30 protein-coding genes, 2 pseudogenes and 1 riboswitch are annotated in these 25638 nt (G+C 44.5%); of the genes and pseudogenes, 6 read left to right on the forward strand and 26 right to left on the reverse strand.

Annotation, left to right across the window (positions count from 1 at the left end; all coding sequences use genetic code 11):
* Positions 1–72: 72 nt before the first annotated feature.
* The 6 genes and pseudogenes from BA724_RS07355 to BA724_RS07380 form a co-directional block, all read right to left on the reverse strand.
* Entirely contained in the window at positions 73–1173 is a 1101-nt protein-coding gene (locus BA724_RS07355) for a diguanylate cyclase (protein ID WP_069938017.1), read from the reverse strand.
* A gap of 353 nt (positions 1174–1526) precedes the next feature.
* Entirely contained in the window at positions 1527–1778 is a 252-nt protein-coding gene (locus BA724_RS07365) for a YciI family protein (RefSeq protein WP_069938019.1), read from the reverse strand.
* Between the two features lie 211 nt (positions 1779–1989).
* Positions 1990–2175, reverse strand: a pseudogene (locus tag BA724_RS19240) (hypothetical protein); the annotation flags it as partial.
* Between the two features lie 23 nt (positions 2176–2198).
* A pseudogene (locus tag BA724_RS19010) lies at positions 2199–2495 on the reverse strand (aldehyde dehydrogenase family protein); the annotation flags it as partial.
* A gap of 9 nt (positions 2496–2504) precedes the next feature.
* Positions 2505–3821, reverse strand: a complete 1317-nt coding sequence (locus BA724_RS07375) for an aminotransferase family protein (RefSeq protein WP_069938021.1) — start codon at positions 3819–3821, stop codon at positions 2505–2507.
* A gap of 317 nt (positions 3822–4138) precedes the next feature.
* Positions 4139–5539, reverse strand: coding sequence for a sigma-54 interaction domain-containing protein (locus tag BA724_RS07380; protein WP_425389007.1), 1401 nt, complete (start codon positions 5537–5539; stop codon positions 4139–4141).
* 79 nt (positions 5540–5618) lie between these two features.
* Between BA724_RS07380 and cidR the strand changes: the two genes are divergently transcribed.
* From cidR to BA724_RS07395, 3 genes are all read left to right on the forward strand, one after another.
* Entirely contained in the window at positions 5619–6515 is an 897-nt protein-coding gene (gene cidR / locus BA724_RS07385; RefSeq protein WP_069938023.1) for a cidABC operon transcriptional activator CidR, read from the forward strand.
* Between the two features lie 135 nt (positions 6516–6650).
* Positions 6651–7181: an acyl-CoA thioesterase gene (locus tag BA724_RS07390; RefSeq protein WP_069938024.1), complete on the forward strand. Its 531-nt coding sequence runs from the start codon at positions 6651–6653 to the stop codon at positions 7179–7181.
* Between the two features lie 13 nt (positions 7182–7194).
* A complete protein-coding gene (locus tag BA724_RS07395; RefSeq protein WP_069938025.1) occupies positions 7195–7569 on the forward strand; it encodes a hypothetical protein in 375 nt (124 codons plus the stop codon).
* A gap of 273 nt (positions 7570–7842) precedes the next feature.
* Here the strand turns inward: BA724_RS07395 and BA724_RS07400 are convergent, their stop codons facing one another.
* Positions 7843–8394 carry a DUF1836 domain-containing protein gene (locus tag BA724_RS07400; RefSeq protein ID WP_069938026.1) on the reverse strand — a complete coding sequence of 184 codons (552 nt, stop codon included), beginning with the start codon at positions 8392–8394 and terminating at the stop codon, positions 7843–7845.
* Positions 8395–8533: 139 nt separating this feature from the next.
* Here BA724_RS07400 and trhA point away from each other — a divergent pair, with 139 nt between their 5' ends.
* Positions 8534–9178, forward strand: a complete 645-nt coding sequence (gene trhA / locus BA724_RS07405) for a PAQR family membrane homeostasis protein TrhA (RefSeq protein WP_069938027.1) — start codon at positions 8534–8536, stop codon at positions 9176–9178.
* A gap of 37 nt (positions 9179–9215) precedes the next feature.
* Here trhA and BA724_RS07410 read toward each other — a convergent pair whose 3' ends face one another.
* From BA724_RS07410 to BA724_RS07475, 15 genes are all read right to left on the reverse strand, one after another.
* On the reverse strand, positions 9216–9665 hold the full coding sequence (locus tag BA724_RS07410) for a DUF6376 family protein (protein WP_069938028.1): 450 nt from the start codon (positions 9663–9665) through the stop codon (positions 9216–9218).
* A 112-nt stretch (positions 9666–9777) separates the two neighbouring features.
* Positions 9778–10110: a DUF342 domain-containing protein gene (locus BA724_RS18285; protein WP_141719894.1), complete on the reverse strand. Its 333-nt coding sequence runs from the start codon at positions 10108–10110 to the stop codon at positions 9778–9780.
* 109 nt (positions 10111–10219) lie between these two features.
* A complete protein-coding gene (locus BA724_RS07415; protein WP_069938029.1) occupies positions 10220–10894 on the reverse strand; it encodes a hypothetical protein in 675 nt (224 codons plus the stop codon).
* On the reverse strand, positions 10887–11375 hold the full coding sequence (locus BA724_RS07420) for an ECF transporter S component (RefSeq protein WP_069938030.1): 489 nt from the start codon (positions 11373–11375) through the stop codon (positions 10887–10889). The genes BA724_RS07415 and BA724_RS07420 overlap by 8 nt, the downstream gene beginning before the upstream one ends.
* Positions 11375–11959: a cob(I)yrinic acid a,c-diamide adenosyltransferase gene (locus tag BA724_RS07425; protein WP_069938031.1), complete on the reverse strand. Its 585-nt coding sequence runs from the start codon at positions 11957–11959 to the stop codon at positions 11375–11377. The genes BA724_RS07420 and BA724_RS07425 overlap by 1 nt, the downstream gene beginning before the upstream one ends.
* Positions 11956–12381, reverse strand: a complete 426-nt coding sequence (locus BA724_RS07430) for a bifunctional adenosylcobinamide kinase/adenosylcobinamide-phosphate guanylyltransferase (RefSeq protein WP_069938032.1) — start codon at positions 12379–12381, stop codon at positions 11956–11958. Before BA724_RS07430 ends, BA724_RS07425 begins: the two co-directional genes overlap by 4 nt.
* On the reverse strand, positions 12333–12947 hold the full coding sequence (locus tag BA724_RS07435; RefSeq protein ID WP_069938033.1) for a histidine phosphatase family protein: 615 nt from the start codon (positions 12945–12947) through the stop codon (positions 12333–12335). The genes BA724_RS07430 and BA724_RS07435 overlap by 49 nt, the downstream gene beginning before the upstream one ends.
* Positions 12905–13681 carry an adenosylcobinamide-GDP ribazoletransferase gene (locus BA724_RS07440; RefSeq protein ID WP_069938034.1) on the reverse strand — a complete coding sequence of 259 codons (777 nt, stop codon included), beginning with the start codon at positions 13679–13681 and terminating at the stop codon, positions 12905–12907. Before BA724_RS07440 ends, BA724_RS07435 begins: the two co-directional genes overlap by 43 nt.
* On the reverse strand, positions 13678–15135 hold the full coding sequence (locus BA724_RS07445) for a cobyric acid synthase (RefSeq protein WP_069938035.1): 1458 nt from the start codon (positions 15133–15135) through the stop codon (positions 13678–13680). Before BA724_RS07445 ends, BA724_RS07440 begins: the two co-directional genes overlap by 4 nt.
* Positions 15120–15665: a bifunctional adenosylcobinamide kinase/adenosylcobinamide-phosphate guanylyltransferase gene (locus tag BA724_RS07450; RefSeq protein ID WP_069938036.1), complete on the reverse strand. Its 546-nt coding sequence runs from the start codon at positions 15663–15665 to the stop codon at positions 15120–15122. The genes BA724_RS07445 and BA724_RS07450 overlap by 16 nt, the downstream gene beginning before the upstream one ends.
* The gene (gene cobD, locus BA724_RS07455) at positions 15659–16732 is read right to left on the reverse strand and encodes a threonine-phosphate decarboxylase CobD (protein ID WP_069938037.1); all 1074 of its coding nucleotides are present in this window, start codon (positions 16730–16732) and stop codon (positions 15659–15661) included. Before cobD ends, BA724_RS07450 begins: the two co-directional genes overlap by 7 nt.
* Positions 16689–17669, reverse strand: coding sequence for an adenosylcobinamide-phosphate synthase CbiB (cbiB, locus tag BA724_RS07460; RefSeq protein ID WP_069938038.1), 981 nt, complete (start codon positions 17667–17669; stop codon positions 16689–16691). Before cbiB ends, cobD begins: the two co-directional genes overlap by 44 nt.
* On the reverse strand, positions 17666–19132 hold the full coding sequence (locus tag BA724_RS07465) for an adenosylcobinamide amidohydrolase (RefSeq protein WP_069938039.1): 1467 nt from the start codon (positions 19130–19132) through the stop codon (positions 17666–17668). Before BA724_RS07465 ends, cbiB begins: the two co-directional genes overlap by 4 nt.
* Positions 19132–20187, reverse strand: a complete 1056-nt coding sequence (locus BA724_RS07470; RefSeq protein ID WP_069938040.1) for a FecCD family ABC transporter permease — start codon at positions 20185–20187, stop codon at positions 19132–19134. The genes BA724_RS07465 and BA724_RS07470 overlap by 1 nt, the downstream gene beginning before the upstream one ends.
* Complete coding sequence (locus tag BA724_RS07475) at positions 20150–21106, reverse strand: ABC transporter substrate-binding protein (RefSeq protein WP_069938041.1); 957 nt, start codon at positions 21104–21106, stop codon at positions 20150–20152. The genes BA724_RS07470 and BA724_RS07475 overlap by 38 nt, the downstream gene beginning before the upstream one ends.
* Before the next feature lie 105 nt (positions 21107–21211).
* Positions 21212–21399, reverse strand: a riboswitch (cobalamin riboswitch).
* Positions 21400–21550: 151 nt separating this feature from the next.
* Between BA724_RS07475 and BA724_RS18585 the strand changes: the two genes are divergently transcribed.
* Positions 21551–21727 (forward strand): hypothetical protein, encoded by a 177-nt coding sequence (locus BA724_RS18585; protein WP_169818523.1) that lies wholly within the window; start codon positions 21551–21553, stop codon positions 21725–21727.
* 213 nt (positions 21728–21940) lie between these two features.
* On the opposite strand, the gene rraA is transcribed toward BA724_RS18585, so the two are convergent.
* Positions 21941–22417 carry a ribonuclease E activity regulator RraA gene (gene rraA / locus BA724_RS07480; RefSeq protein WP_069938042.1) on the reverse strand — a complete coding sequence of 159 codons (477 nt, stop codon included), beginning with the start codon at positions 22415–22417 and terminating at the stop codon, positions 21941–21943.
* Positions 22418–22531: 114 nt separating this feature from the next.
* Between rraA and BA724_RS07485 the strand changes: the two genes are divergently transcribed.
* The gene (locus BA724_RS07485; protein WP_069938043.1) at positions 22532–22867 is read left to right on the forward strand and encodes a YflT domain-containing protein; all 336 of its coding nucleotides are present in this window, start codon (positions 22532–22534) and stop codon (positions 22865–22867) included.
* Here the strand turns inward: BA724_RS07485 and pabC are convergent.
* The 3 genes from pabC to BA724_RS07500 are packed head-to-tail and all read right to left on the reverse strand — an operon-like array spanning position 22836 to position 25614.
* On the reverse strand, positions 22836–23672 hold the full coding sequence (pabC, locus tag BA724_RS07490) for an aminodeoxychorismate lyase (RefSeq protein ID WP_069938044.1): 837 nt from the start codon (positions 23670–23672) through the stop codon (positions 22836–22838). The genes BA724_RS07485 and pabC overlap by 32 nt on opposite strands.
* On the reverse strand, positions 23657–24247 hold the full coding sequence (pabA, locus tag BA724_RS07495; RefSeq protein WP_069938045.1) for an aminodeoxychorismate/anthranilate synthase component II: 591 nt from the start codon (positions 24245–24247) through the stop codon (positions 23657–23659). The genes pabC and pabA overlap by 16 nt, the downstream gene beginning before the upstream one ends.
* Positions 24244–25614 carry an anthranilate synthase component I family protein gene (locus BA724_RS07500; RefSeq protein WP_245676170.1) on the reverse strand — a complete coding sequence of 457 codons (1371 nt, stop codon included), beginning with the start codon at positions 25612–25614 and terminating at the stop codon, positions 24244–24246. The genes pabA and BA724_RS07500 overlap by 4 nt, the downstream gene beginning before the upstream one ends.
* Positions 25615–25638: the final 24 nt, after the last annotated feature.

Below are 25638 nucleotides of genomic sequence, written 5' to 3' on the forward strand. Positions count from 1 at the left end.
ATGCCGGCAAATTGTTTTGTTTTTTTAAGGGAGGGAACCCATGGATATGGTTATGTGAAATCAAAGAATCATTTATGAACAAGCAGCTTCTGCCGCTGCATAGATAACTTTATTCCGTCCGCTTTGTTTCGCTTCATAAAGCGCATCATCTGCTCGTTTTAATAATTGCTCCGCGGTAAACTCGTTTGACGCGGCCAGACCGGCGGAAAACGTAATTGGAATTTCTATGTTATTCACACAAACGGGCTGCGCAGCGACCGTCTCACGGATTCGTTCGATCGCCTCTATTGCGTTTTCTTTTGTGCAATCAGGCAAAATGATCACAAATTCTTCACCGCCGTAGCGTGCAACAATATCAATACTGCGTAAATTATGAAGCAGCCGTGCACTTACGGTCTGGAGAACAAGATCCCCGACAATATGTCCATAAGTATCGTTTACTTGTTTAAAGTAGTCGATATCAATAAACGCAAGAACGAACGGTTCTTCTCCATGCTCACCTGATGAGAATTTTTGAAAATAGTTCATAAATGCACGTCGATTATATAATTTAGTCAGTGGGTCTTTTCTGGCAGATTCAATCAAGTTTCGTTTTGATACATATTCGTGATACAAATCGTTAATCATCCAAACGATTAAGAAACTGAGTAAAATGTTCATTGGGAGAACGATAGGCATAATAAGTGATAAATAGTCCACAAAAGCAATGACGCCGAAAAATGCGACGAATAAAACATTGATAAAATTGAGTGTAAAAACGGACAAAAGAATTCGTTTCATCCGTGTCAACCTTGGAAAGAACAGTTGAAGAGCCATCCCTGCGGCAGACAACACGATCATATTATATAATCCTGCAATCGCTGCTTCACTTATTCCAAATGTTAAGCGCGCGAGGCCAATCCCAAACCCGACAACGAAAATAAAAAAGGCGTTTTTAGCGAACAGTGCGACAACAAGGACTGGAACGAAACGAAGGTCAAAAATGACTCCATTATCCAAATGAATACCAAAAAACATGGATATCCATCCAGAAAAAATAGCGAGCGACAAAAGCAAAATATTTTTTAAACGCGGCGATGCATTCACTAAAAATTGTTTGTATAAAAGACCACTTACTGAAACAATCGCAATCAATAAAGACGCATTTATAATAAATTCTTTCACATTCACCATACAACTTCCTCATCCCTATTAAAATCTGATTAATAAGCCAAAAGAAACGCCTCAAAGGGCTCTTTGAGACGAAATAAAACCATTACGCTGTTTCACTGAATACACATTTCCTACCAAAAAATAGGCGTCCATTTCCACTTTATACGTATGATAATAGCCGTAGGAATAAGCACCTCCTTCATAAAGCATTCTAGCTGCGTCTAATACATCTTTTGTAAAAAAATCAGGCAATACAAGCAGGTCTGTCGTGAAAATCCCTTCTTTTTATTTACATACCCCTTTTCCACCACATTAGTACTATTGACTCAAAAAAAAAAAAAAAAAAGATGCCCGGAATGGTCCGGGCACCAGATTTAGTTCTTATTCCACTCTTTCAATTCTAAGCGGCGTACTTTATGAGTCACAGCTGGATCATTTTCGGCTAACTCGATCGCTTCTTCATATGAATCTGCTTCATAGATAACAAGGCCGCCGGAGCCGTCTGTAAAAGGCCCTTTCGCAAATACCTTATCTCCGAGTTCTGCTAAATAGTCAAGATGAAGCGGGCGCACTTCCTTGTTTTTTTCAGGGTCAATCATGTGTAAAAGGGCAGCATAAAACGCCATCACTATTCCTCCATTTCAGTCTGAATACTCTGTCAGTATAGCAGAAAACGAAGCAGAAGACTTATTAAAAACTAATCAACTTTCCTTCTGTCGTTTTATGGCTGTTCTCCGGCTCTTCAGTCTGTTTTTTTTAAAAGAAGGAAATAACAGGCCGTCCTGCAATAAGCATCGTCAAAAATAACCGCAATCGCATGGAATCGATAAAAATCACTAAGATTAACATAATGGCAATGCCGGCAATTGTCGCGTATGTTACATATGGGAGTAGCCAAATTCTCATCAAAATGGCACCCGGTCCCGTTGCATTAATAACAGAGCCACTGTCCGCAAATAAACCGGTCCCAATAATACCGTCAATCGAAATGCAGCCAGCTTTTCCGTAAAAGCTGCCGCACATGCTTCATGAACAAATATACGATTTGCACAAATACATGTCTGCCCCGCATTTCGATATTTCGACGCGATAAGACCATCCACTGCTTTGGCCAGATCCGCATCCGGCAGTAGCTCTTCTTCAGACTCATTGATAAGTTGATGCCACTTCATCAGTAAGGCGCCGCGGTCTTCCGCTGTCCGGGCAGACCACTCTTTAAAAGCACTAGAAGCGGCATCCACTGCTTTGGCCGCTTCAAGCCGTCCTTGTTTCGGCACTGAGCCAATGACCAAACCAGTTGCTGGATTGATCACTTCAATAATTGCAGCTGCTGCTGTTTTCACATTTATCCTTCATTTCTGCAATGATTGTTCAACCTCGTTCACTGCTGCATTTAAAATAGAAAGCAGTTCCTGTAGTTCTTCTTTTGTTATAATTAGCGGCGGTGAAAAAACGAGGATATCCTGCCCTTCAAGCACAACAGCACGGCAAATCAATCCACGCTTCGCTGCTTCAGCCAGCACAAGCGGAGCCAACGGACCTTCAGCTCCTGGCTGCGGATGAAATTCAAGCCCACCCATCAGTCCAAGCCCACGCGCTTCACTGACGATAGAATGTGCTGCTTTTATTTGTTCAAATCCGCTTAGCATTTCAGCGCCCCGCACTTTTGAATTTTCCACTAATTGCTCACGTTCAATAATTTCAATATTTTTCAATGCAACGGCACATGCCATAGGATGTCCGCTGTACGTATATCCGTGAAGCAGCGTGCCCGTAGACAGCTCACCCAATTCATCATAAAGCGCTTGTGAAAAAACAACGCCTCCAAGCGGGGCATATCCGCTTGAGACCCCTTTTGCAAAGCACATCATGTCCGGCACAACACCGTAATGCTCAATTCCGAAAAGCGTCCCAGTGCGTCCAAATCCAGTTATTACTTCATCGGTTATAAACAAAATACCGTATTCATCACAGATGCTGCGAATTTCCTGAAAGTAGGTTTCCGGTGCAATGTGCAGACCGCCGGCACCTTGAACTGGTTCTGAAATAAAAGCCGCGATTGTGTCCGGACCTTCTTGTTTAATCAATTCACGCAGCGCATCAGGTGACATATGGTCGACGTAATAAAAATCCGGAGCCAGTGAACTGGTGAAATCACGGAATGGTTTTAACCCCGTCGCGCTCGTTGCACCGACATTGACACCATGATAAGATCTCGTTCTGGAGATGATTTTCCGGCGCTGCGGCTGTCCCTTCAGCACCCAGTAATGGCGGGCCAGCTTATAAGCCGTATCATTTGACTCTGAACCACCGGATGTGAAAAATACGGCATTTAAATCGCCAGGGGCGATCTCCGCAATTTTGGCAGCAAGCCGAATGGCCGGCTCATTGCTGAAAGAAGTGAAAGAAGAACTAAAAGCAAGCTTGGACATTTGCTCCATCGCCACTTCTCCAAGTTCCTTCCGCCCATGACCCACATTGACATTCCAAAGAGAAGACATGCCATCAATTACTTTCGTTCCGTTTTCATCGTATAAATAAATCCCTTTTCCTTCTGTAAAAATAAATGCCGGACCGCTTTCCCTCTGCTGCTTAATGGCTGAAGTTGGGTGAAAAAAGTGTTTTTTGTCCAATTCCTTTAATTCTGCTGCTGTTTTTTCTTTAATCATTAACGTGTCATTCCTTTCCATTAAATTTCTTATAAATTATTTCAAGAAACTTAAACTCATATGTATTTTTTGTTAGATTTTTAAAAAAAGGTTTTAAAATCCTTTTAAATAAACAAATATATCTATTTTGTAAATCACTCACAAAAATAATTTGATAATAAATATTATATAAATATATTTTTTATTTTCTCTATCCTTTTTATATTTGCAAGAACTGTGCCAATACAGAAAGCCTGTATACTAATCATTTCTGAACATTTGTTAATTCAAAATGAATCAAAAACAAAAAGAAAACGATTCAAAATGAATTAATCAATTCATTTTGAATCGTTTTGAAGCTGCTTTAACCGGCGCACAACAGTCGGCTGGCTTATTCCAAGCATCTTTGCCATTTCATAGGTGGAACGGCCTTCTTTTTCTGCTTGAAGCAGCCATTGCTTTTCTATTTCATTTATCGCTTCTTTCAGTGTTTTTCCTTCCTGCTGAAACAAATGTAAGGATGACCAGTTTTCTTCTGTGCGCTCCTGTTCAGATTCAAAAGAAAACAGGCTGGGCGGTATGACTGTTTGATCGGAAAGAATGACAAGCCGTTCAATTAAGTTTTCAAGCTCCCGTACATTTCCCGGCCACTTATAAGAAAGACACTTTGATATAGAATCCGGGTGCAGACGCATATTTTTATTATATTTCCGATTAAATTGACTTAAAAAGATGTCGAGCAGCATTGGAAAGTCTTCTTTTCGTTCTCTAAGCGGCGGAATTTCGACCGGAACAACATGAAGCCGGTAAAATAAATCTTCGCGGAACGTCCCTTCTTCTACCATTTTTTTTAAATCTTGATTGGTCGCGGCGATAAGCCGGAAATCCACTTTTTTGCTTTCCACAGCACCGATCTTGGTTATTTCTTTTTCTTGCAGCAATTTTAATAATTTCACTTGCAGCTCAAGTGATAATTCACCAATCTCATCTAAAAAAAGCGTCCCCCCATCCGCTGATTCAATCAATCCTTTTTTTCCTTTTTGACTTGCCCCGGTGAAGGCACCCGGTTCATAGCCGAACATTTCCGATTCAGCTAAGCTCACCGGAATGGCACCACAGTTCATTTCAATAAACGCTCCTTTACGCCGGTCACTTTCTTGATGAATCGCTCGGGCAAAAATGGTTTTCCCAACACCGGATTCTCCGAAAAGAAGAACAGCTGCCTCACTTTTCGCGACACGCCTCATTGTTTCACGCGCTTTTCTCATTTTTGAGCTGTTGGTTGTCAACAGGTCAAATGCCGTTTCCTGCTCCTTAAGTTTTTCAATTTCCGATTCATAATGTGCTACTTTCGACTGCAGCTTTTCATAATCTTCTTTTAATTTTTGTATCTCCGTTAAATCATGGGAAAGACTGATAACCCGGACGATATTATTTTCACTGTCAAACACAGGAATGCCTTTGACCATAATGATCTTGCCGGCAGCTGTTTTTTGCATTAGCTGCACTTCTTTTTTCTGCTCCAGCACTTTGATCGTCACAGATGGTGAAAAAATATGTTTTTTTTCCAGTTCATAAACAGACTGGCCAATCATCTTTTCAGAAAACTCTCCATAAAATTCATGGCTGTTTTTAATGGCACGCAATACAATTCCATTTCCATCCGTTACAATAATATTATCGTTAGACGCATGTAATATCGCTTCGAGTTCAAGTTCCATATGTGTATGATCCGTCATATTCACCATTCCGCTGTTTTTTGTATTATTGTATCAGATGGAATCATGGAGCGACTACGAAAGAAATGGATGAACAAACATGGACATTAAACATTTGCAGTATTTTATTGAAGTATCGAATTTCAACAGCTTTTCAAAAGCGGCCGATCATTTGTTTATTACCCAGCCGACCATCAGCAAAATGATTAAAAATTTAGAAACGGAACTTGGCGTGGAATTGTTTGACCGCTCAAAAAGAAACCTTATTTTAACCGATGCGGGCAGAATTTTATTAGAGCAGGCGAAGCTCGTTAACAAGGCATTTCATACTCTGGAAACAGAACTTGACAATTTGCTTGAATTAAAAACCGGCCACATCCGGATCGGGCTGCCGCCTATTTTTGACGCTCACTTTTTTTTGAAAGTCGTCGGCTTGTTTCATGAGAAGTACCCCGGTATTACGTTTCAGCTTAAAGAAGAAGGCTCAAAATCGATCGAAGAAGCCGTTGAACAGAACGAGCTGGATGTCGGTGTCATCGTCCTCCCGACACAGGATAATATATTCAATCATTATGCGTTCATGGAAGAAGATTTAATGTTGATTTTGCCAATCTCCCACCCGCTTGCAAAACGGGCGGAAGTTGACTTGGCAGAGCTGTCTTCCGAATCGTTTATTTTGTTCAATAAAGACTTTGCACTAAATGACCGGATCATTTCTTCCTGTAACAATGCGGGGTTTCATCCACACGTTATTTCTGAAAGTTCCCAGTGGTCCTTTATCGAAGAAATGGTCGCGTCAAAACTCGGCATCTCTCTTTTACCGGAAAGCATTTGCCGGCACTTGCATGACCACGTGTGTGCAGTGAAAGTGGTTAATCCATCCATTAACTGGCATTTGGCCATCATTTGGGGGAAAAATCAATACTTGTCCTACGCCGCTAAAGAGTGGCTTCATTTTACAAAAGAACAGTTTTCAAAAGCGGCTCTCCTTGATTAGAGCCGTTTTTTTCATGCGGAGGACCTATACATGGAAGCATTTACATAGATAAAAGCTATATTTCAAATAAAAAAGAACCATTTTACTTCCTTTCTGAACGGGCGTACACTGACGGTATGGAAGGGATGAACAAACATGACTGTAGTAAAAGAAGCTATTAAAACACGTGAAAGCCGCATTGTTCACACGGATCAAGTGTTAGCATGCGATTTAAATAATTATCAAACTTTATTCGGCGGTGTGCTGATGAAAAAAATTGACAGCGCCGCCTGTTTATCTGCAAGACGCCATTCCCGCGTAAAGCAGTGTGTAACAGCCTCAACAGACTCGATCGACTTTTTAGATGCCATCTGTGAAACCGATTCGGTTTGTGTTGAATCGTTTGTGTCGTTTACTGGTCGGACATCGATGGAAATTTTCTGCAAGGTCATTGCTGAAGATATTGCGACTGGAGACCGCCGCATTGCAGCTACAGCCTTTTTAACATTTGTTGCATTGGATGAAAATAAAAAGCCGGTAGAAGTGCCAGGGGTAATTCCAGAAACCGAAGAAGAGAAGTTTTTGTTTGAAACAGCGAAAGACCGTGCGGAAATGCGTAAGCTTCGCAGAACGAAAAGCAAAGAGCTTGCGGAATACTTGACACTCAAAAAACCATGGGATAGATAAGGGAGGAAACAGCATGATTGCTACATTGCGCAGCATTGATGAATTAAAAGAAGCAAAAAAAGCTGTCGATCATCTACAGCACTCGTATCCTGATTTATTTGACAAAATGGTGCATATCGCCGGCTTAACACGGGCATTGCAGTTGAAATATCAATATATGGGCTGCCTGATTATGAATGAAGAGTCCGCAGACTGTCTGCCGAATATCCCGTACAGCTCTGTGCTTCGTCTTTACAAAAAAGAAGTACAAACATTAAAAAATGATGAGCACATCGCCGTGTTAAAGGAGCTTTTCACCTCTTTCAAAGAAACAGGCTATGCAAAAATCAGCTTACTTGTTCTCGGGCGTTCGCCGGAGTCACTTGTTGGCGCATCAAGTGTGAAGTAATAAAAACCAGGAATTCCGGTTAAACGGTTTTCCTGGTTTTTTATTGTTTTCAAACCCAATTCAATTGACGTTTGACGAATAAAGCGTACGCTGAGGACATGCATCAATCATCTTAGACTCTCGTCAGTGCAGTTTCATAATGGAGAGGAAAAATGATAAAAAAGTTACAAGGAAAACAGCGATATCAGCAAACATACAGCAGCGCTTTAAGAAGGCCAATACCGGACTAATGGCGGTATAGCAGCGCAATAAACAAAAAAGAACCTCTTTTTTTCACAAGAGGTTCTTTTTTTCTGCCAATTGATCAACCAGCTTTTCCGCTGTTTTCCGATAAATATTGCTCATGTGAACGAGAGCTAAAATTTGCAGGACATGACTGAGTTCATCCGTATCTGCTGTCATTTCATTTACGCGCTCTGCAATATCCTTCTTCCCCTGCTCTACGTTATCCGCCGCCGCTGTTAAATACCGTTCATAAAACGAATCCAAATCGAGATCCTCAATCTGCTCATTTATCCCTGAAAGTGTTGCTTTAATGTCATTAATGGACAATGTTCCTTTCAATTGATAAATGAGGCTGATCAATAGCAAATGCTCTTTTGAATATTTTTTTTGCTTAATCGGAAATAACAATTTTCCTTTCGCATAGTTGTTAATCATTGTTTTCGTCAGGACTTTTTCTTCCGGATTCCGGGTCGAGCTTTCAAATGTGTGTTCAAACAATTGAATGACCTGGTCCATATATAAGTCAATATTCGGTATGTTATCCGGTGTCAGCTGGTTATTAAGATTCAATTCATTCAAAATGCCTGTCAGTTTTTCCACATAAACACCCGCTTTTCACATAGTTATGTTCTTTTTATTATAGGAGAATATCGTTTATATGTAAAACTTGACTATATTATAGAATAACAATATCATTATATATAGTTATAAAAACTACTTATGACTTGGAGGTATTCACATGCATTCTATCATCCGAGAACCCATTAATGCTTTAACCCATTTTGCCGGTGTCATTTTGTCTGTAGCCGCGCTTGTTGCCATGATCATCAAAGCTGTGGCTGTCGATTCAGCATCTTCCATTGCCGCTGTTTGCATTTTTGGCATCAGCTTAATTCTTTTGTATTCCGCTTCGACTCTTTATCATTGGGTCATAGCCCGAGATTCCGTTATTGCTTTTTTTAGACGGTTGGACCATTCGATGATTTTTGTTTTGATTGCAGGATCTTACACACCTTTTTGTTTAATAAGCTTAAATAATCAAACCGGCTGGACATTGTTTATGGTTGTATCACTCACAGCCCTCCTAGGCATTGCTTTTAAAATGATTTGGTTTAACTGCCCGAGATGGCTTTCAACGGCTTTATATATTGTTATGGGCTGGATGGCCGTTTTTGTTTTTGCACCGCTTGCCTCAAGCCTCGAAACCGGCGGGCTCGTCCTACTTGTTGCCGGCGGGGTTTTCTACACAATCGGCGGGGTGATTTACGCATTGAAGCCCTCTTGGATGCAAATAAAGCAAATGGGTTTTCACGAAATTTTCCACATCTTTATTTTACTCGGCAGCCTTTCTCATTTTTTAAGTGTCTTTTTGTACGTACTTTAATCAAAAAAACAGACGCGGCACGTATAGCCGCGTCTGTTTATTGCCCAAGCTGTTCGATGTTCGTCCGAAGCTGCTGCAATTCTTCTACCGTCTGGAGCAGTTCTGTGTTTTCAAAAAGAGCGGATGGGTCAAGTATGCCATTTTCTATTTTGGCCATCGCATCATTAACGCCGGATTCAAGCTGTGTGCTGTAATCAAGCAGCGTACCATGCACGCCTTCTGCAATAGCTGGAGCCTCCATTTGCTGCACTTCATCAATGTCCTGCTGCAAGCTTTCAAGATGAGTTTGAACATCTTGAATAATGTCCGGGTTTGAAGCGGCGTCTTCAAGCAAGGCAGGGACCTCATTGGCAAATTGCTGTGTTTCATTTAAAAAATCAGTCATATCACTGGTATATGTCAACGTATTGTTCGCTTCATCAAGCAAGCTGCACCCACTCAAAAGAATGGTGGATAACCCTGCTGCTGCGGCCCATTTTATCATCATGTTATTCCCTCCTATTTGTTCTATACTTTGTATACGCATAACAGAAGCAAATAGATTCATTTTTCAGCGCAATATTATCATGCCGCCTTTATTTAAACGGGCATGAATATGCTCAGCCCCTACAAGCGAACGTGTATACACACCTCCCAATTTGAATCGTCGTATCCTGAAATACATGATCAATTTTGATAAATCCATCTTCCGGCACCTGAATATTTGTTTTCGAACCCGCTTCCGAACCGACTTCATGAATAGTTACGTTCTGTCCGGCCACAATTTCTCCACCTCTGCAAACAACATGAATAAAAATATTATTCCCTGTACGCACCCGGCAATGATAGAGACCTTGGCCGTTGACGACAAGGTCACCGCTTGAGTAAAGAGAACTACTAATGGCGTGTGGAACGGTCAAGCGGCATCCCGGCTCTGCTGGAATCCGGTACAATCTTTGTTCCTATCTTTATATTACTATCGAATCTCCAAAAATAAAATTCCTTAATTTCACAAACAAAAAAACTCCACATGGCACATATGCCAGTGGAGCAACAGAAGGATTAGTCATACATTTTGAGCCAATAAACATGATTCGTCATACTTTCTAATTGTGTACCTGCTTCTTCTTTAACCGCTACGATAAAACAAGTAGACGGCCCTGCGGATTTTATCATATCAAGCTCACAGTGTCCGCTTCTGCCAGTGAGCTGCATCAGTTCATACGCAATGCCTTTCGAACCGACGGGCAATACCGTATATACACCTTCCATATGAGCAATTTGCCGAAAAACGGAAAGCGGTGCGACGTCATCCAGACACGCCATCACTTCAGAACCAACAAGCGGTTTTCCAATGACTCCATATCTAACGCTTTCCAGTTCAATTTGATCGGTATCCCGAACGTGGCGGCCAATAGCCACAAAACCGGCTGCTGACTGCTGCATGGTGAAATTCGACTCAGTGCTGCCGGTCAGTTCCAATTCACAGTCAAGTTCAGCGGCGGCTTTCTTGATTCCTTTACACAGCGGCTTCCAAGCCGCATCACCTGAAAAATTGTGCAATACTGCTGCAAACGGCTCTCCTCCAGCCGCTATACATTCCATCAATGCGACCCGCGCCGAAAAATAACCAACTACTTCATATGGCGCCTGAACGGTGTCCTGCTCTTTTCCCCCGATTGAGCCGCTGTTATCCGCCGCAATAACAAGCCCATTCGTCCGGATAACGTCACGCATGAAGGTCTCCATAGCGTTTCGCAAACGCTGGTGCAATACGCGGGATGAGAATATAAGCTGCAATTCCATTGAAAGCCGCCGCTATTGTAATCGCCGGCACTGCACTTATGTAAAACGGCATACCCATGAACAGAATGAAAGGTGCTGGTGACACAATGCCATTTAATAAAACAAAAGATAGCAAGGCGCTCCATTTATGCCCGGCCATATAAAGTACCCCGAATAACCAGATAATCGCGGCCATTTCAATCGCGATAATGATATGCAAAGGTCCCATCGGAAAACCGCCAATTAACGCGGAAACGAGGTGGCCAAAAGCGCCGGTCAGAGCGCCCGCGGCCGGCCCTAGTAAAACCGCGGCCATCAGGGCGGGAAATGAATCAAGCGCCACACTTGAAATCGGTGACGGGACTTTAATTATGCTGCCTATAACCGATAACGCAACAAACAGCGCGAGCCAGCTTACTTTTCTTGCATTCATTAGCTATCCTCTTTTCGTTTTCCGCCCCGGAACACATTTGCGCTGCGCACATACTCAACATCTTTTACACCTTCACGGAAGTTGACCACCCGGGCAATCGCAAAAAAGTAATCAGACAAGCGATTTAAATATTTCAATGCAGGCGGGTGAACTTCTTCGCCCGTCCGCATTAACGCAACGACGAGCCGCTCAGCCCGGCGTGCCACTGTTCGTGCAAGATGAATATGAGCTGAGCCTTTCGAACCGCCGGGCAAAATAAACCGCTCAAGCTCCGGAGCTTCTTGAATGTAGACATCAATTTTCTTTTCCATTTCATCAATCGATTCCTGCTGCAGCTTAAATCCGCGCTTGCCATTTATCGTCGCGAGGTCCCCGCCGCAGTCGAACAGCTCATGCTGGATCGTTTCCAAATCAGATAAAATATCTTCGAATTTCACCGGATCAAGCTCGGTAACCGCCATGCCGACGACTGAATTTAATTCATCAACGGTTCCATATGCTTCTACGCGAATATTATCTTTTCCTACTCGCCCGCCAATAATGCTCGTTTCACCTTTGTCGCCTGTTCTCGTATACAATCTCATTTTTTATCCTCCTTTATCGTTTCTGCAATGCCGTACCAAACCGTATCAACACGTTCTGACGCTTCAGCTGCATCTTGAAAACACCAGCCGGCCGCATCGCGGAAATGCCGATCAAATGCATTCATTGGCACAATGCCTTTCATGATATCCGTGCCGATCATGACAATCATTCTGCTTTCTTTCTGCCATCCGTCTAACTTCTTTTTAAAGAACAAGCGGGCGGCAACCGGCGTTTCTTCCTGTTCAAGCAGCATCCGGATATACCGCTCAATCCCTTCCAGAACAACGATGTTTTTTGTAAAATCCGGCAGTTCTTTTTCATCATAAAAAGAATGCCATTGATGCGGTGTCTTGTCCAATTCATAAAAGACAGTTACCCATTTCTTTTTGCCGTTAAAGGCACCGCCTGTAACGAAGTGCATCGGTTTCCCCTCCTCATCGCTGACAAACTGCCGGACAGTTCATACCCATGCCCATTTTCCGACGACCACTCACCAAATGTTTTCGCATCCGGTGCCCATACGGATAATAAGTGGCGGATGACACCGCCATGGGTAACAATCGCCGTCCGGCATATATTTTGGTCTGCCATCGTTTTTAAGACATCCTGAAATCCTTCTTCAATCCTTTTTGCAAACGATGCATAGGAATCACCGCCAGGCACTTGAAGAGAATAGTCTTCAAGCCAAGCGCCATATTCCGGCACATGTTCAAGTTCACCATGTGTTTTCTTTTCCCATTCCCCAAAATAAAACTCACGGAACTTTTTCGATGTTGTGAGAGTTTGCGGCCAAAAAACGGCTGCCGTCTGTATACACCTTGCTAAGTCGCTTGTCACTATCCAATCATAGTTCGGAATTGACAGCCGCTTGAGCGCCGCTATTCCTTCTTCATTAACCGGGACATCTGTCCAGCCACAAAACTGGCGGTTTTTATTCGCATCTGTCAGCCCGTGGCGAAAGAGACCGACAGCCACACAATCATCCATAACAGCAGTTCCGCTCCTTCCTGAGAGGCTCCGAGCAAGTCACCCGTCATGCCGCCAAATTCTTTTTGCATCCCTTGTTTTATAAAAACAAAATACATCCATGAAGCGCCGGCCATACTCCAAAAAAGCGGATGCCAAATATAAAAAAACGCGGCAAAGACTAGAAATAAGCTATAAACAACCGGCAATAGCCTTGAATGCCCTTTTTGGAAAAAAGCAGCGAGCCCTTCTGTTTTAGCCGGCGGCACAAACTGCAGGAACAAGCCCGTCAGCATTTGAGCGAAAAATGGAATCAGCAGAATGACCAATGTGTATTGACTGCCCGCCCGGACTGTTTCAAACACAAACAAAAATTTAGCTGACAGCAGCAGAACGAGTGCCAGTACTCCAAACGCGCCTGCCCTTGGATCATTTAATATCGCAAGTCGCTTGTCTTTATCACGAAAAGAAAAGTGGGCATCCGCCCAATCCATCCAGCCATCCAAATGAAGCCCCCCTGTCAAGACAATCGGCAGAAGCCAGACGAGAAATGCAATGGACAGTTGAGAAAACGGACTCCATTCGATCAAGCTCCAAAAAACGGCGGCGTAAAGAAGCCCTTTAACAAGTCCAAGCAGCGGAAACAAATGCAGCACTGCTTTTAATTCTGCTTTATCCATCGGCAGTGTCCGGTGCAGAGGCAGAATCGTAAAAAATTGAATGATGATTCCAGCAGCGTATACGTATGACTTCATCGCTGCCTCTCCAAAATGGCTTCAAATACCGGCCAGTCAAGGTGCTGTTCTAAATGCGCAGCAATTGTGTCATACGTGCTGTCCTGGTTCAAATCCGCCGGCGGCCGCTCGTTCAGCCCTTTTGACCGGCGAATTTTGTTTAACCATTCCGCCCGGAATAAGTCATTGTAAAATAAATGGTGCAAGTATGTGCCGCAAATCCGCCCGTCATTTGATCGATATCCATCTTTATGACCGGCAGCGATTAAAAACGGTTCACCCTCCACGTCTGTTTCACCAAAATGAATTTCATATCCAGACAGTGAAACACCGTTTGCCACTCCTTCTGTCCGGACGACTGTTTTTTTATTTTTAAAAACCGTATCAGCAGGGATGATCCCCAGCGCAATTTCCGCAGCGCCCGGCACGCCGGTGTCGCTCCCATCTGGATCAGCTAACGTTCTGCCCATTAGCTGAAATCCGCCGCACAAGCCCATCACCGTGCCGCCATTTTCGGAAAATGCATGGATTTTTGCCGCTAGTCCAGTCTCTTTTAAAAAATGCAGATCGGCAAATGCACTTTTCGTCCCCGGAATAATAACCGCATCCGGCGAACCGAACGCATCCGCCGTTTGAACCCAGCGTATACTCACGTCTTCTTCAAGCGCAAATGGCTCAATATCACTGCCATTCGAAACGTACGGTAAACGAATAACAACTAAATCAATACCCGCCCGATCACGGCGTACATCACGAATGGAACGTGAATCTTCTCCTTCGAGTGCATGTCCCGGCAAAAACGGCAGTACTGCCAGCACAGGTATGCCGGTATGCTCCTCAAGCCACAGCTTTCCGTCTTCGAAATGGGCCGGGTCACCATGAAACCGATTAATAATAATGCCTTTCACACGCTGGCGTTCTGTTTCTTCCAGAAGAGCAAGTGTCCCGACAACAGCTGCAAACAAGCCGCCCCGGTCAATATCCGCTGTCAATAAAACCGGCACATCTGCAAGCTCTGCCGTTTTCATATTGACGACTTCCCGTTTTTTCAAATTCATTTCTACCGGGCTGCCGGCGCCTTCAATGACAAGGGTATCACCAAGCTTTTCCACTTCTCTCAATCCAGTTTTAATGGCGTCAATTGCCTGCTCATAGTACGATTTTCGGTACGCCATGCCTGACATCACTTCAAGCCTTTCACCAAACAGAACAATTTCGGACGAGCCATTTCCAGATGGCTTCAGCAGAAGCGGATTCATAAACGGATTCGCTTTAAGTCCTGCCGCCTCTGCCTGCAGCCCTTGCGCACGCCCGATTTCTTTTCCATCCTCTGTCACATACGAATTATTCGAGACATTTTGCGGCTTAAATGGAACGGGCTGATACCCTTTTTGTAAAAGAAGGCGGCAAAGAGCGGTTGCCACAAAACTTTTCCCGGCATCAGACGATGTCCCTTGAATCATAATCCCCCGCATTGGACCCCGCCTTTCTTTATGATTGGAATACCATGCTCCACTAAAATCGCCACGCTGCTTTCTTGAACAAGCCGCTGGTGAATAAAGCCGAGTTTTTTCATATAATCACTCGTTAACTTACTGGCTGGCTCTTCAAACGAAAGCTCATTTGATACAACAACAACCGTGTGTGTTTGTTTTGCCAGTTTTACAATACCTTTAGTAATTCGCCCGCCTGCTTCAGCAGCTGGCTTATCATCACGAAAATATTCATTGGCCAAAAGTGTCGTCACGCAATCGATCAGCAGTGTATCGGACGCTTTCACATCAATTTCCGCTATGTCAACGTGCTTCTCAATCGTTGTCCAGCTGCAGCCGGATGATGCCCGCCGCTGTTGATGATGCCAAATACGTTCGTCCATCTCCGCGTCCGTCCGGGATCCGCATGCGACATATAAAAGCCTTCCATCCGGATAAAGGTCACGCATCGCTACCTTCTCTGCCACACCGCTTTTGCCGCTCCGCACACCGCCTGAAATAAAAATCAGCATTGGCTTTTCCACTCTTTCAATGCAGAAAGAAGCTGATCATTTTCCTGTTCTTTTTTTATGGCCGCTCGAAGCCATTGTCCATCCAATCCATGGAAGTTTTCTGTGTGCCGCAGCACAATCCCCTGTTTAAGCAAAAATTGAAGCAGCGGCTTCTGATTATCGAGGGCCGAATCTTTTATCAGATAAAAATTAACAGCCGACGGAAGAACGACAAAACCGATCATCATTAGCTCTCTGATCATTCTCTCCCGCTCTTTATCAATCCATTTTCGTGTCCGGACAGCATACTCTGCATCCGACGCAATTTTTTGGGCCACTTGCAGCGCGATGGCATTTACATTCCAATGCGGACGGTATGGTTTCAGTTTGTTGATGATTTCTTTTGAAGCGGCTAAATAGCCGATACGCAGACCCGCGACTGCGTACATTTTCGTCATTGAATGCAGTACAGCTAAATGAGAAAACGACGTAATCTCTGAAGTTATCGACTCGTCACCGGCAAAATCATAAAAGGCTTCGTCAATGACAATCATTGTTCCAAAGCTGCGTGTTTCTTTGAGCAGGGTGAGGAGGTCTTCTGTTTGAAATACCTGGCCTGTCGGATTGTTTGGCGTGCAAATAAATAAAACCGCCGCTTCTTTCGCTTGCTCAACAAGTATCTCGATTGGCAGCTTCCAATTTTGCACATCGACAGGCACATATTCAGTCCTGCAGCCGTAAGCGCGGCACGCCTCTTCATACTCAGAAAAAGCGGGTGTCACAATGACCACTTTTTGGCCTGCAGCATGACGGGCGATAAAATGAATAATTTCTGCCGCTCCATTGCCAAGCATAATATTTTCTGGAGAAAGGGCAAAACGCTCGGCAATTAGCTTTGCTGCTTTGTAACCAGATGGATCCGGGTAGTCTTCAACAGCCTCAAAAAAAGAGGGCCACATTTCTTTTAGCCAATTTGGCGGCCCGTACGGATTTGTATTAACACTGAAGTCCATCACAGATGATGGCTTCATAACACCAGATGCTCTATATAAATGGGAAGGGTTCGCTCCATGTGACGGCAAACTCATATATAATCACTCCTGCAAGGAACAGCAGCACGAATAAATACGTGGCTCGTTCCATTAGTTTAGCGGCTTCAATAATATGTTCAGCCTGGCGCGGATGAATCGGATCACCCATTCGTGCCCGATCTGACACTACGCCTTTATATGTATTCAGTCCGCCTAATTCGATTTGTAAAAGACCTGCAACAGCTGCTTCACACCAGCCGCTGTTTGGAGACGGATGTTTTTTTGCATCACGCCTGACAATTCCCCATGCATAACAGCGAATGGCTGACGGCTTATTCGCAGCCAAAATAAGCAGCAGCGCGGTCAAACGGGCGGGAATAAAATTCACGATGTCATCCAGCCGGGCCGATGACTTGCCGAATTGATCGTACTGTTCATTCCTGTAGCCCACCATTGAATCGCATGTATTAACAGCCCGATATAAAAGTGCAGCCGGACCGCCGCCAATCATCGCCCAAAACAGTGGGGCGATGACCCCATCTGATGTGTTTTCCGCGACAGTTTCAACCGCTCCGCGGGTAATCTCGCTTTCATCAAGCTTCTCTGTATCACGTCCGACAATCCACGAAAGCTTTCTTCTTGCTTCCTGTCTATCGCCCGCTGCAAGCGGATTGTATACGTCCATGCCTGCTTCTTTTAAGCTTCTTGGAGCAATCGATGCCCAAATCATGATCGCTTCTATTAATATGGCAAGGAACGGAGGAATACGAGATGCGATAGAAACAAGGCTGACTGAACAAATCCCTGTCACAAGAAGTACAACTACAAGCATCGCTATCCCTTTTTCAAACTGCCTGCTGCCCTTATTCCATTTTTTATCGAGAAATGCGATTAATGACCCAAACCATTTAACCGGATGCGGCCAATTCCTTGGATCACCAATGAGCCGGTCGAGAATCAGTGCAGCGACAATGGCCGCCGCATGTGTCATCATAAAAGCGCCTTTCTGCGGGCTGTTTTTTGAAGCGATTCAGTTACAGCTACATAAACTGCCCGTCCGATTGCAATGCCAAGAGGTGTAATAGAACCGGCAAATTGCTGATATGCACCTCGCTGCGTGGCAGCAATCAACATGCTGTCAGTCGACGTGCCGGTCGCGATTGTGCCTGTTTTTGGATCTTGGACGCCCGCATCCGCGAGTGCTTTTACTTTCGCTTCTGTTGCCGTCATCAGTCCTTGTACAAAAGCTTCTTCTGATAATTTTCCATTTACAAACACCCAAATGTTGATCGTTCCTGGTGTCACTTTTTCCTTCCAGCTTCCGCGGGGCTGTGTTACGTCCACCGCATTGCCGACACCAGCTGTGGCAACAACGAAAACAGATACGTCTTCCTTCGTTTCTTTTCGCCAAGCCGCATCCTCCATTTTCACCGCTGTCATCATGCCGACTGTTTCATTCAAATCAAACCCATTTTCTTCAAAATAAGCTGCAGCTTCTTCTTCAAAATTGTCCATATTGTAATTTTGATCAACGTGACGGTTCACAAAAGTACTCCGCCATCCCCACCCGGCACCAATAACGCCGGATGACAGTGACTTGAGTGGCACCGGCGGACGAATTGCAAGATAATCGCCATGTCGTTCAAGAAACTGCTCGTTAATGTCAACGTCTTCCTGCACAGCCATTTCCGGCAGGAGACTCATTTGCGGCTTTGGCACTTCCGGGTGCGCCTGCTTCTGAACGTTCGTGTCATACACATCGTGGATATGCTGTTCAATCATAATATCCGCAGGTGACCCGATCGTGTGAATTCGCCCTTCATCCATTAATAAAAGCCGGTCGCAATATAAAGAAGATAAATTTAGATCGTGAAAAATGGATATAACCGTTAAGCCGTCCGTTGTCATTTTTTTCAGCAAATCAAGCAGCTCTTTTTGAAACGATAAATCTAAATGATTTGTTGGCTCATCCAGTAATAAAATTTCCGGCTCCTGGGCCAGTGCCTGTGCTAAAAATACACGCTGCCGCTCCCCCCCAGACAGGGCAGATAGTGGTTTCTCTGCGAACAAAGACGTACCCGTTTGATCCATCGCTTCCTGTACAGCTGTTTCATCTTCATCTGTCCAGGATTTAAAAAAGCCGGTTTGATGCGCGTACCTGCCAAGCGAGACCGTTTCCTTCACTGTATACGCAAACTGGCTGGATGTCATTTGCGGCAGCACCGCCACAACACGCGCCAGTTCTTTTGGTGTGTAAGATTCAATCGGCTTATCTTTCACAAAAATTGTGCCTGATTCCGGTTTTGTTAATCCGCTGATCATATTCAGCAAAGTCGTTTTTCCGCTTCCGTTCGGTCCAAGTATGCCAAACAGTTCCCCCTGTTTAACAGAAAAGGATACGCCGCGGACAATAAGCCCGCTTCCGTATCCTCCTGAAAGCTCGTTTACCTGTAGCATCACGCGACGCTCCCTTTTCGTTTTTTATTTAATAAAATAAGCGCAAACACCGGTGCACCCACCAATGACGTAATGACGCCAATCGGAAGCTCTGTCGGTGAAATAATCGTGCGCGCCGTTAAATCAGCCAAAATTAAAAATCCGGCACCTGTTATCATTGACAATGGCAATAGATGCTGATGATCCGGTCCAATTAATAAACGGACAAAGTGCGGAACAACTAAACCAACAAACCCGATTGTGCCGGATACAGCAACCGCCGCGCCTGTTAAAACAGAACCGGCAATAAGCACCATCATCTTTTTCCGCTGCACATTCACACCGAGGTGCTTTGCCTTTTCTTCACCAAATGACATCGCGTTTAATTCAGGTGCCATATAGATAAGCATGAGCGCGCCAACGATAAAAAATGGGGTTATCAGCTGCACATACGGCCAGCCGCGCATCGAAACACTGCCGAGCAGCCAGTTAATAATTTGCCTCAGTTCTTCTCCCGTGAGCGCAATCATCAATGATATAAATGCACCGAGAAAAGAACTGAAAATAATGCCTGTTAAAATAATCGTTTCAAGCTTCATCGACCGCTCAATCGTCTGCGCAAACAACAGCACGCAAAAAATTGTTAAAATGGCGGTCGACACGCTGACAATCGGCAAAGTGAATCCGCCAAAAAGTGGAATAGAAAGATTAAAAAACAGGACCATGACTGCACCGACTGATGCACCTGATGACACACCAAGTGTATAAGGATCTGCCAGCGGATTACGGAGCAGCCCTTGAAACGCTGCTCCTGCAATTGCCAGTGATGCACCGATTAAACCGGCCAGCACCACGCGCGGAAAACGAATTTTCCAGACAATGTTGTCAATCGACGCATCAAGATCAAGACTTGTGCCGAATAAGTGATGCGCTAAAATCACGGCAATGTGGCGGAACGGAACATGAATAGTTCCGACTGCTGTCCCGGCAAAAACAGCCGTAATTAAAAACAAAAGAGCAAAAGCGTACGCCGTTTTTTTATTGGGCAAAAACGTCCGGATAGACCGCTTCCGCAATGGATTCAGCTCCTTCTACAAGACGCGGGCCGGTACGGCTCGTAATATCCGCATTCACTTCAACGACTTCTTTATTTTTCACCGCATTGACATTTCCCCAGCCTTCGCGCGTCAACACGCCGTCAACCGCGTTCTCCACATAAGAACCGTAGTTCAGCAAAATAACATCCGGATTTTTTTCAATCACCGCTTCTTCGGTTACTTGCGGCCAGCCTTCCTGATCTGCCATTGTATTTTCAACGTTTACAAGATCAAAAATTTCATTTAAGAATGTGCCATTTCCTGCTGTGTAAAGCGTTGGATCAACTTCAAAGAACACACTTTTCACGTCTTCCTCTTTAATCGACGCTGCTTTTTTTTCAAGCGCTGCAAATCCAGCTTTCAATTCTTCTACTTCTGTTTCCGCTTCTGCTGTTGTACCTGTTGCTTCGCCAATTAATTCAAAAGACTTGTACATTTGATCAATGCTGTCGGCGTTGTTAATCACAAGGACGTCGATGCCTGCATCGCGCAGCTGCTGAACGCCTGTTTCAGCAGCCCCGCCGGCAGAATCATGCGCCAAAACCAAATCCGGCTCAAGGCTGATGATTTTTTCAACGTTAAATTCCATACCGCCCACTTTTTCTTTGTTCTGTACATCTTCCGGGTATGTATCGTTATCAGATACACCAACAATTTCTTCGCCAAGCCCCAATTCATACGCGATCTCTGTATTGCTCGGTGCAAGCGTCACAATGCGCTTCGGTGCCGCTTCAACCTCCACTTCCTGATTATCCGCTCCCGTTACGGTTACAGGAAAAGCCGCTGTTTCTTCTGTTGCGCTCTCTTCATTTGTTGTTTCCGGTGCATTTGCTTCCTCTGATCCGCAGCCTGCAAGAAACGCCGCTGACAAGCCTAGTGCCATCCATGTTTTTTTCATATGTATTTCCTCCTTTTTTTGGAACATAAAAAAACACCTCTACAGGAGTAAAGGCGGTGAAAGACAAGGAAATCCAGTCTGTCACACCACCTATCCGCGCAGGTTTTGGTGCACATTGTCCGGGCAGGTCTCCTGGCTCATGTTCATCACAAGCGACGCCTTCCCGCACGTAGCGCACAGTGGCAAGTCTGTCGTTTGTTCCCATTTACAGTGGCGGGACCGCGCTGGATTTTCACCAGCTTCCCTTTTAAGAAACCGCATAGAGCGGCTTCACCCGGATCGTTCAATATGTATGTTTTCCTATGTATGTTTTCCGTCATGGCTCATTATACACGAAAATAGACAGAGAATGTAAATTTACAGAAAATTCAGTTTATAAAAGGAATAGAAACAAGTTTATCGTATAGGATAAGTGGAAGACAAATAATATAGGAGGTGATTTAAATGGCAGAATTAACAGTCTTTTTGCTTTTTGCTATTATTATTGCTATTGGCTTAATTTTCATTTACTTTATTCGCAGCTCTTTTGATTCTACTGATTCACACCGTGTTGACAATGTACCAGACGATCATGTCAGCTTTTTAAATCCGCGTGATTCATCGCATGATGAAAAATTATAAAAAATGAACATGCGGAAGCTCTACCCGCGTGTTCAGAGTGTAGACAAAATCAGAAAGCAGGCTGATTGAAAACGTTTGGCTTTAAAGGAACGCCGCCGGGCGGGAAGCGAAGTGACCTTTTGGGGTCATGCGCATTCACGCCTGGCAAGTGACGCCGAAAGCGGGCGTTTGTCAACAGCCTGGAGTACGCGGAAGCTCCGCGTGCTTTTTTTGTTAATCTATTTTTTCCACTGACAACACAACCCCGTCTTCATCCGCATATACGTACTGACCTGGCACAAACTGTGCATCGCCAAAGGTAACCGGAATATTCGTTTCTCCTTCACCTTTTTTAATGCTTTTAAATGGATTGCTGCCAAGCGCCAGGACACCGATATTCTGCGCGCCAAGCTCCGCTGTGTCGCGCACACACCCATTCACAATGATACCGGCAAGTTTACGTTCTTCCGCAATAGCCCCCAGTAAGTCGCCGACTAATGCGCATTTTCTCGATCCGCCGCCGTCTACAACAAGCACATGCCCTTCCGGAATCGTTTGCAGCGCTCGTTTTACAAGCACGTTATCCTCGAATACTTTCACTGTTGAAATTGGCCCGTCAAATTGTTTCTTTCCCCCATACGACTTTAACTCCAAACGAACAAGCGTCAGCTCATCCGCGTGTTCATCACATAAATCTGCTGTTTTCACCATTCAGCCCATTCCCCCTTTCTGAATATTTTCGACAAAACACACGCTTTTCCTGCTGGTTTTCTTTTATTCAGCAGGGGAAAAGTAAAGGTAAATCATTTTGCAGGGGGTTCCATTATGAAATATGTCATCGGCTTATTTAACAGTGAAATTGAGGTTATTCGAAAAATAGAGGACTTAAAGGTGGAGGGCTATGATCCAGCAAAGATGACTGCGCTGACAAAAGATGCGGATGTATATTTGACGATTCAAAACCGGACGGAAGCGAATGTCGAAACAACGGGACCTTCAATGAAAGAAAAAGTAAAATCGATCTTTACACGTGAGAAACCGGTCAAAGATGCGCTTATTGACTTTGGCTTATCAGAAAAGGATGCCCAAAAGTACCACGATGGGCTCGCCAAAGAAAAAGTGCTGCTCGTCACAGACGAACAGCCTCTTGATACATTTTAAATAATTGTTTTACCGCGTTTCCCGCCTTACCGGGTAGTACCTTTTCTCCTACAGCTTGAAGCGGCACGATTTCCTGAATCGAATTCGTCACAAACACTTCATCCGCTGTTTCTATTTCATTGGGCTTGTAAAGCCCTTCTTCTACTGTTAAGCCTGCCTCGCGAGCGATGTTTATAACAAACTGGCGGGTCACACCATTTAAAATACCTGTTTGAAGCGCTGGCGTGTACAGCGTTCTTTTTTTTGTCCAAAATACGTTCGATACAACGCCTTCCGCCACAAAACCATCTTCAGTTAAAAATAATCCTTCTATAGAAGGATCACTCCCAGCTTCCCGCTTGCCGAAGATGTTGTTTAAATAATGGTGAGACTTCAGCCGGTATTCGCCTTCCGGACGGTTTCGCCGCGTCTTGAGCCAGACACCCTGCTTTTCTGTCATCGCTCCGGCCGCCTTCAATCCCTTTTGAAAAACGATAACGTTCGGGTTTTGATACGGCTCGGTCTGCAGGCCAATTTCCCCGCTTCCTGCCGACACATTAAACCGGATATATGCATTGTCCCAGCCATTTGCTTCATTTAATTGCCCCAGAATGGCTTCGGCCTGTTGGCGTGTAACATGAAGGTCAATATTCAGCTCCCGTATACTCTTGTTCAGGCGCTCAAGATGTTCGTCGAGTAAAAAAGCTTTCCTGTCATACGTGCGAAAGGTTTCAAATACGCCAACGCCGTATAAAAAGCCGTGATCAAATGGTGAAATACGCACTTCATTGTTTGGCACGACCTGTCCATTTACGTACGTGTACATGAAACACCTCTATACATATCGATAAAGTTTTGCAGCATCTCTTTTCCATACTCTGTCATGATCGATTCCGGATGAAACTGCACCGCTTCGACCGCTAATTCTTTATGACGGATCGCCATAATTTCGCCTTCTTCTGTCCAGGCGGAAACCTCAAAGCAGTCCGGCAATGTCTCTTTTTTAACGATCAGTGAATGGTAGCGGGTCGCTTGAAATGGATTCGGTACGTCTTTAAAAATTGTTTTTCCATCATGAAAAACGGGTGACGTTTTCCCGTGCATAAGCCGCTCGGCGCGTACTACGTCGCCACCGAAGCTTTGCGCGATCGACTGCTGGCCGAGGCAGACGCCAAAAAGTGGAATATGGCCGGACAGCTTTTCAACCGCTTCTAAACTAATGCCCGCTTCATTTGGCGTACACGGTCCCGGGCTGATCATCACAAAATCCGGCTTCATTTCTTGAATGTCGGCGATCGTCACTTCGTTATTCCGGCGGACGACAAGATCTTCTCCCAATTCTCCAAGGTATTGAACGAGGTTGTATGTGAATGAATCGTAATTATCAATCATTAAAATCATTGTTCTTCCTCCGCCAGTTCCATCGCTTTTAACGTTGCAGCCGCTTTTTTGAGCGACTCCTTATACTCGTATTCCGGCTTTGAATCGATCACAATGCCGGCGCCGGCTTGAACGTACCCGTAGCCTCCTGCGCTCAGCATCGTTCGGATGACGATGTTCAGTTCCATGTCTCCATTGTACCCAATCCAGCCAATTGAGCCTGTATAGATCCCACGGCGCACCGGTTCGAGTTCTTCAATAATTTCCATTGTCCGAACTTTCGGCGCACCAGTAATCGTCCCCCCCGGAAAAACAGCGTCAATTACATCCGCATTTGTTTTTCCTTCTGCCAATTCCCCGCGTACGTTTGAGACAATGTGCATCACGTGTGAATACTTTTCAATCACCATAAACTCATCCACATGAACAGAACCGTAACGTGAAACACGCCCAAGATCATTGCGTTCCAAATCCACAAGCATCACATGTTCAGCACGCTCTTTTTCGTTGTGGATCAGCTCTGCCGCCAGCCGCTCGTCATCGGCATCGTCTTTTCCACGTGAACGTGTGCCGGCAATTGGTCTTGTTGAAAGATTTAAACCATCTTTTTTCACAAGAAGCTCGGGTGATCCGGAAACGATTTGAAAATCCGGAGTTTGAATATACGCCATATATGGGGATGGATTCAACGCGCGGAGCGTTGCGTATACAGAGAGCGGCGGCGCCGTAAGCGGACGGGCGCGGCGGACGGATAAATTCACCTGGAATACATCACCTGCTGCTATATATTCGCGAATTTTTTCAACGGCTGTTTTAAATTGCTCTTCCGGGAAGGAGACGTCCATTTTATCTGTTTTATTTCCTGACTTCCATTGAGAAGGTTCAGCAGGATTTATCCACTGCTCATACCATTCGTTGAGTCCTTCTTCGTCTTCAGCTAGTTTCATGACGTACAATTCGTTTGTTTTGTGATCAAACGCCGCCCATTCATTAAAAAACAAAAAACAAACATCCGGAAGCTCAATGTCATTGATAGAGGCCTCTGGCAAAAACTCAATAAAACGGACATAATCATAGCTGATCCAGCCAATCGCTCCGCCTTGAAAATCTGGCAATTCCGGCTGCTTTGGCACATGCCTTTTATTCAATATGGAAACAAGGGCGTGGATAGGATTTCCTTTTAAAACTTCTTCCCCACCGTTTTCTTTCAATATAAGCCCTTCTGCAGTTGAAAACGCAATAGCGGCAGGCCGGATGCCGGCAAAACTGTAACGTCCGCCTCGTCCACTTTCCAGGAAGGCGTGATGCGTTTCATTTTTCGATAATGCTGTATATTGGTGAAAAAACTGATCTTTTGTATAGTTGATTTTCTGATAAAAAATATTCACATGGTGCCACCTTTCGCATGTTGA

Source organism: Domibacillus iocasae (assembly GCF_001750285.1).
GTDB lineage: Bacteria > Bacillota > Bacilli > Bacillales > Domibacillaceae > Domibacillus > Domibacillus iocasae.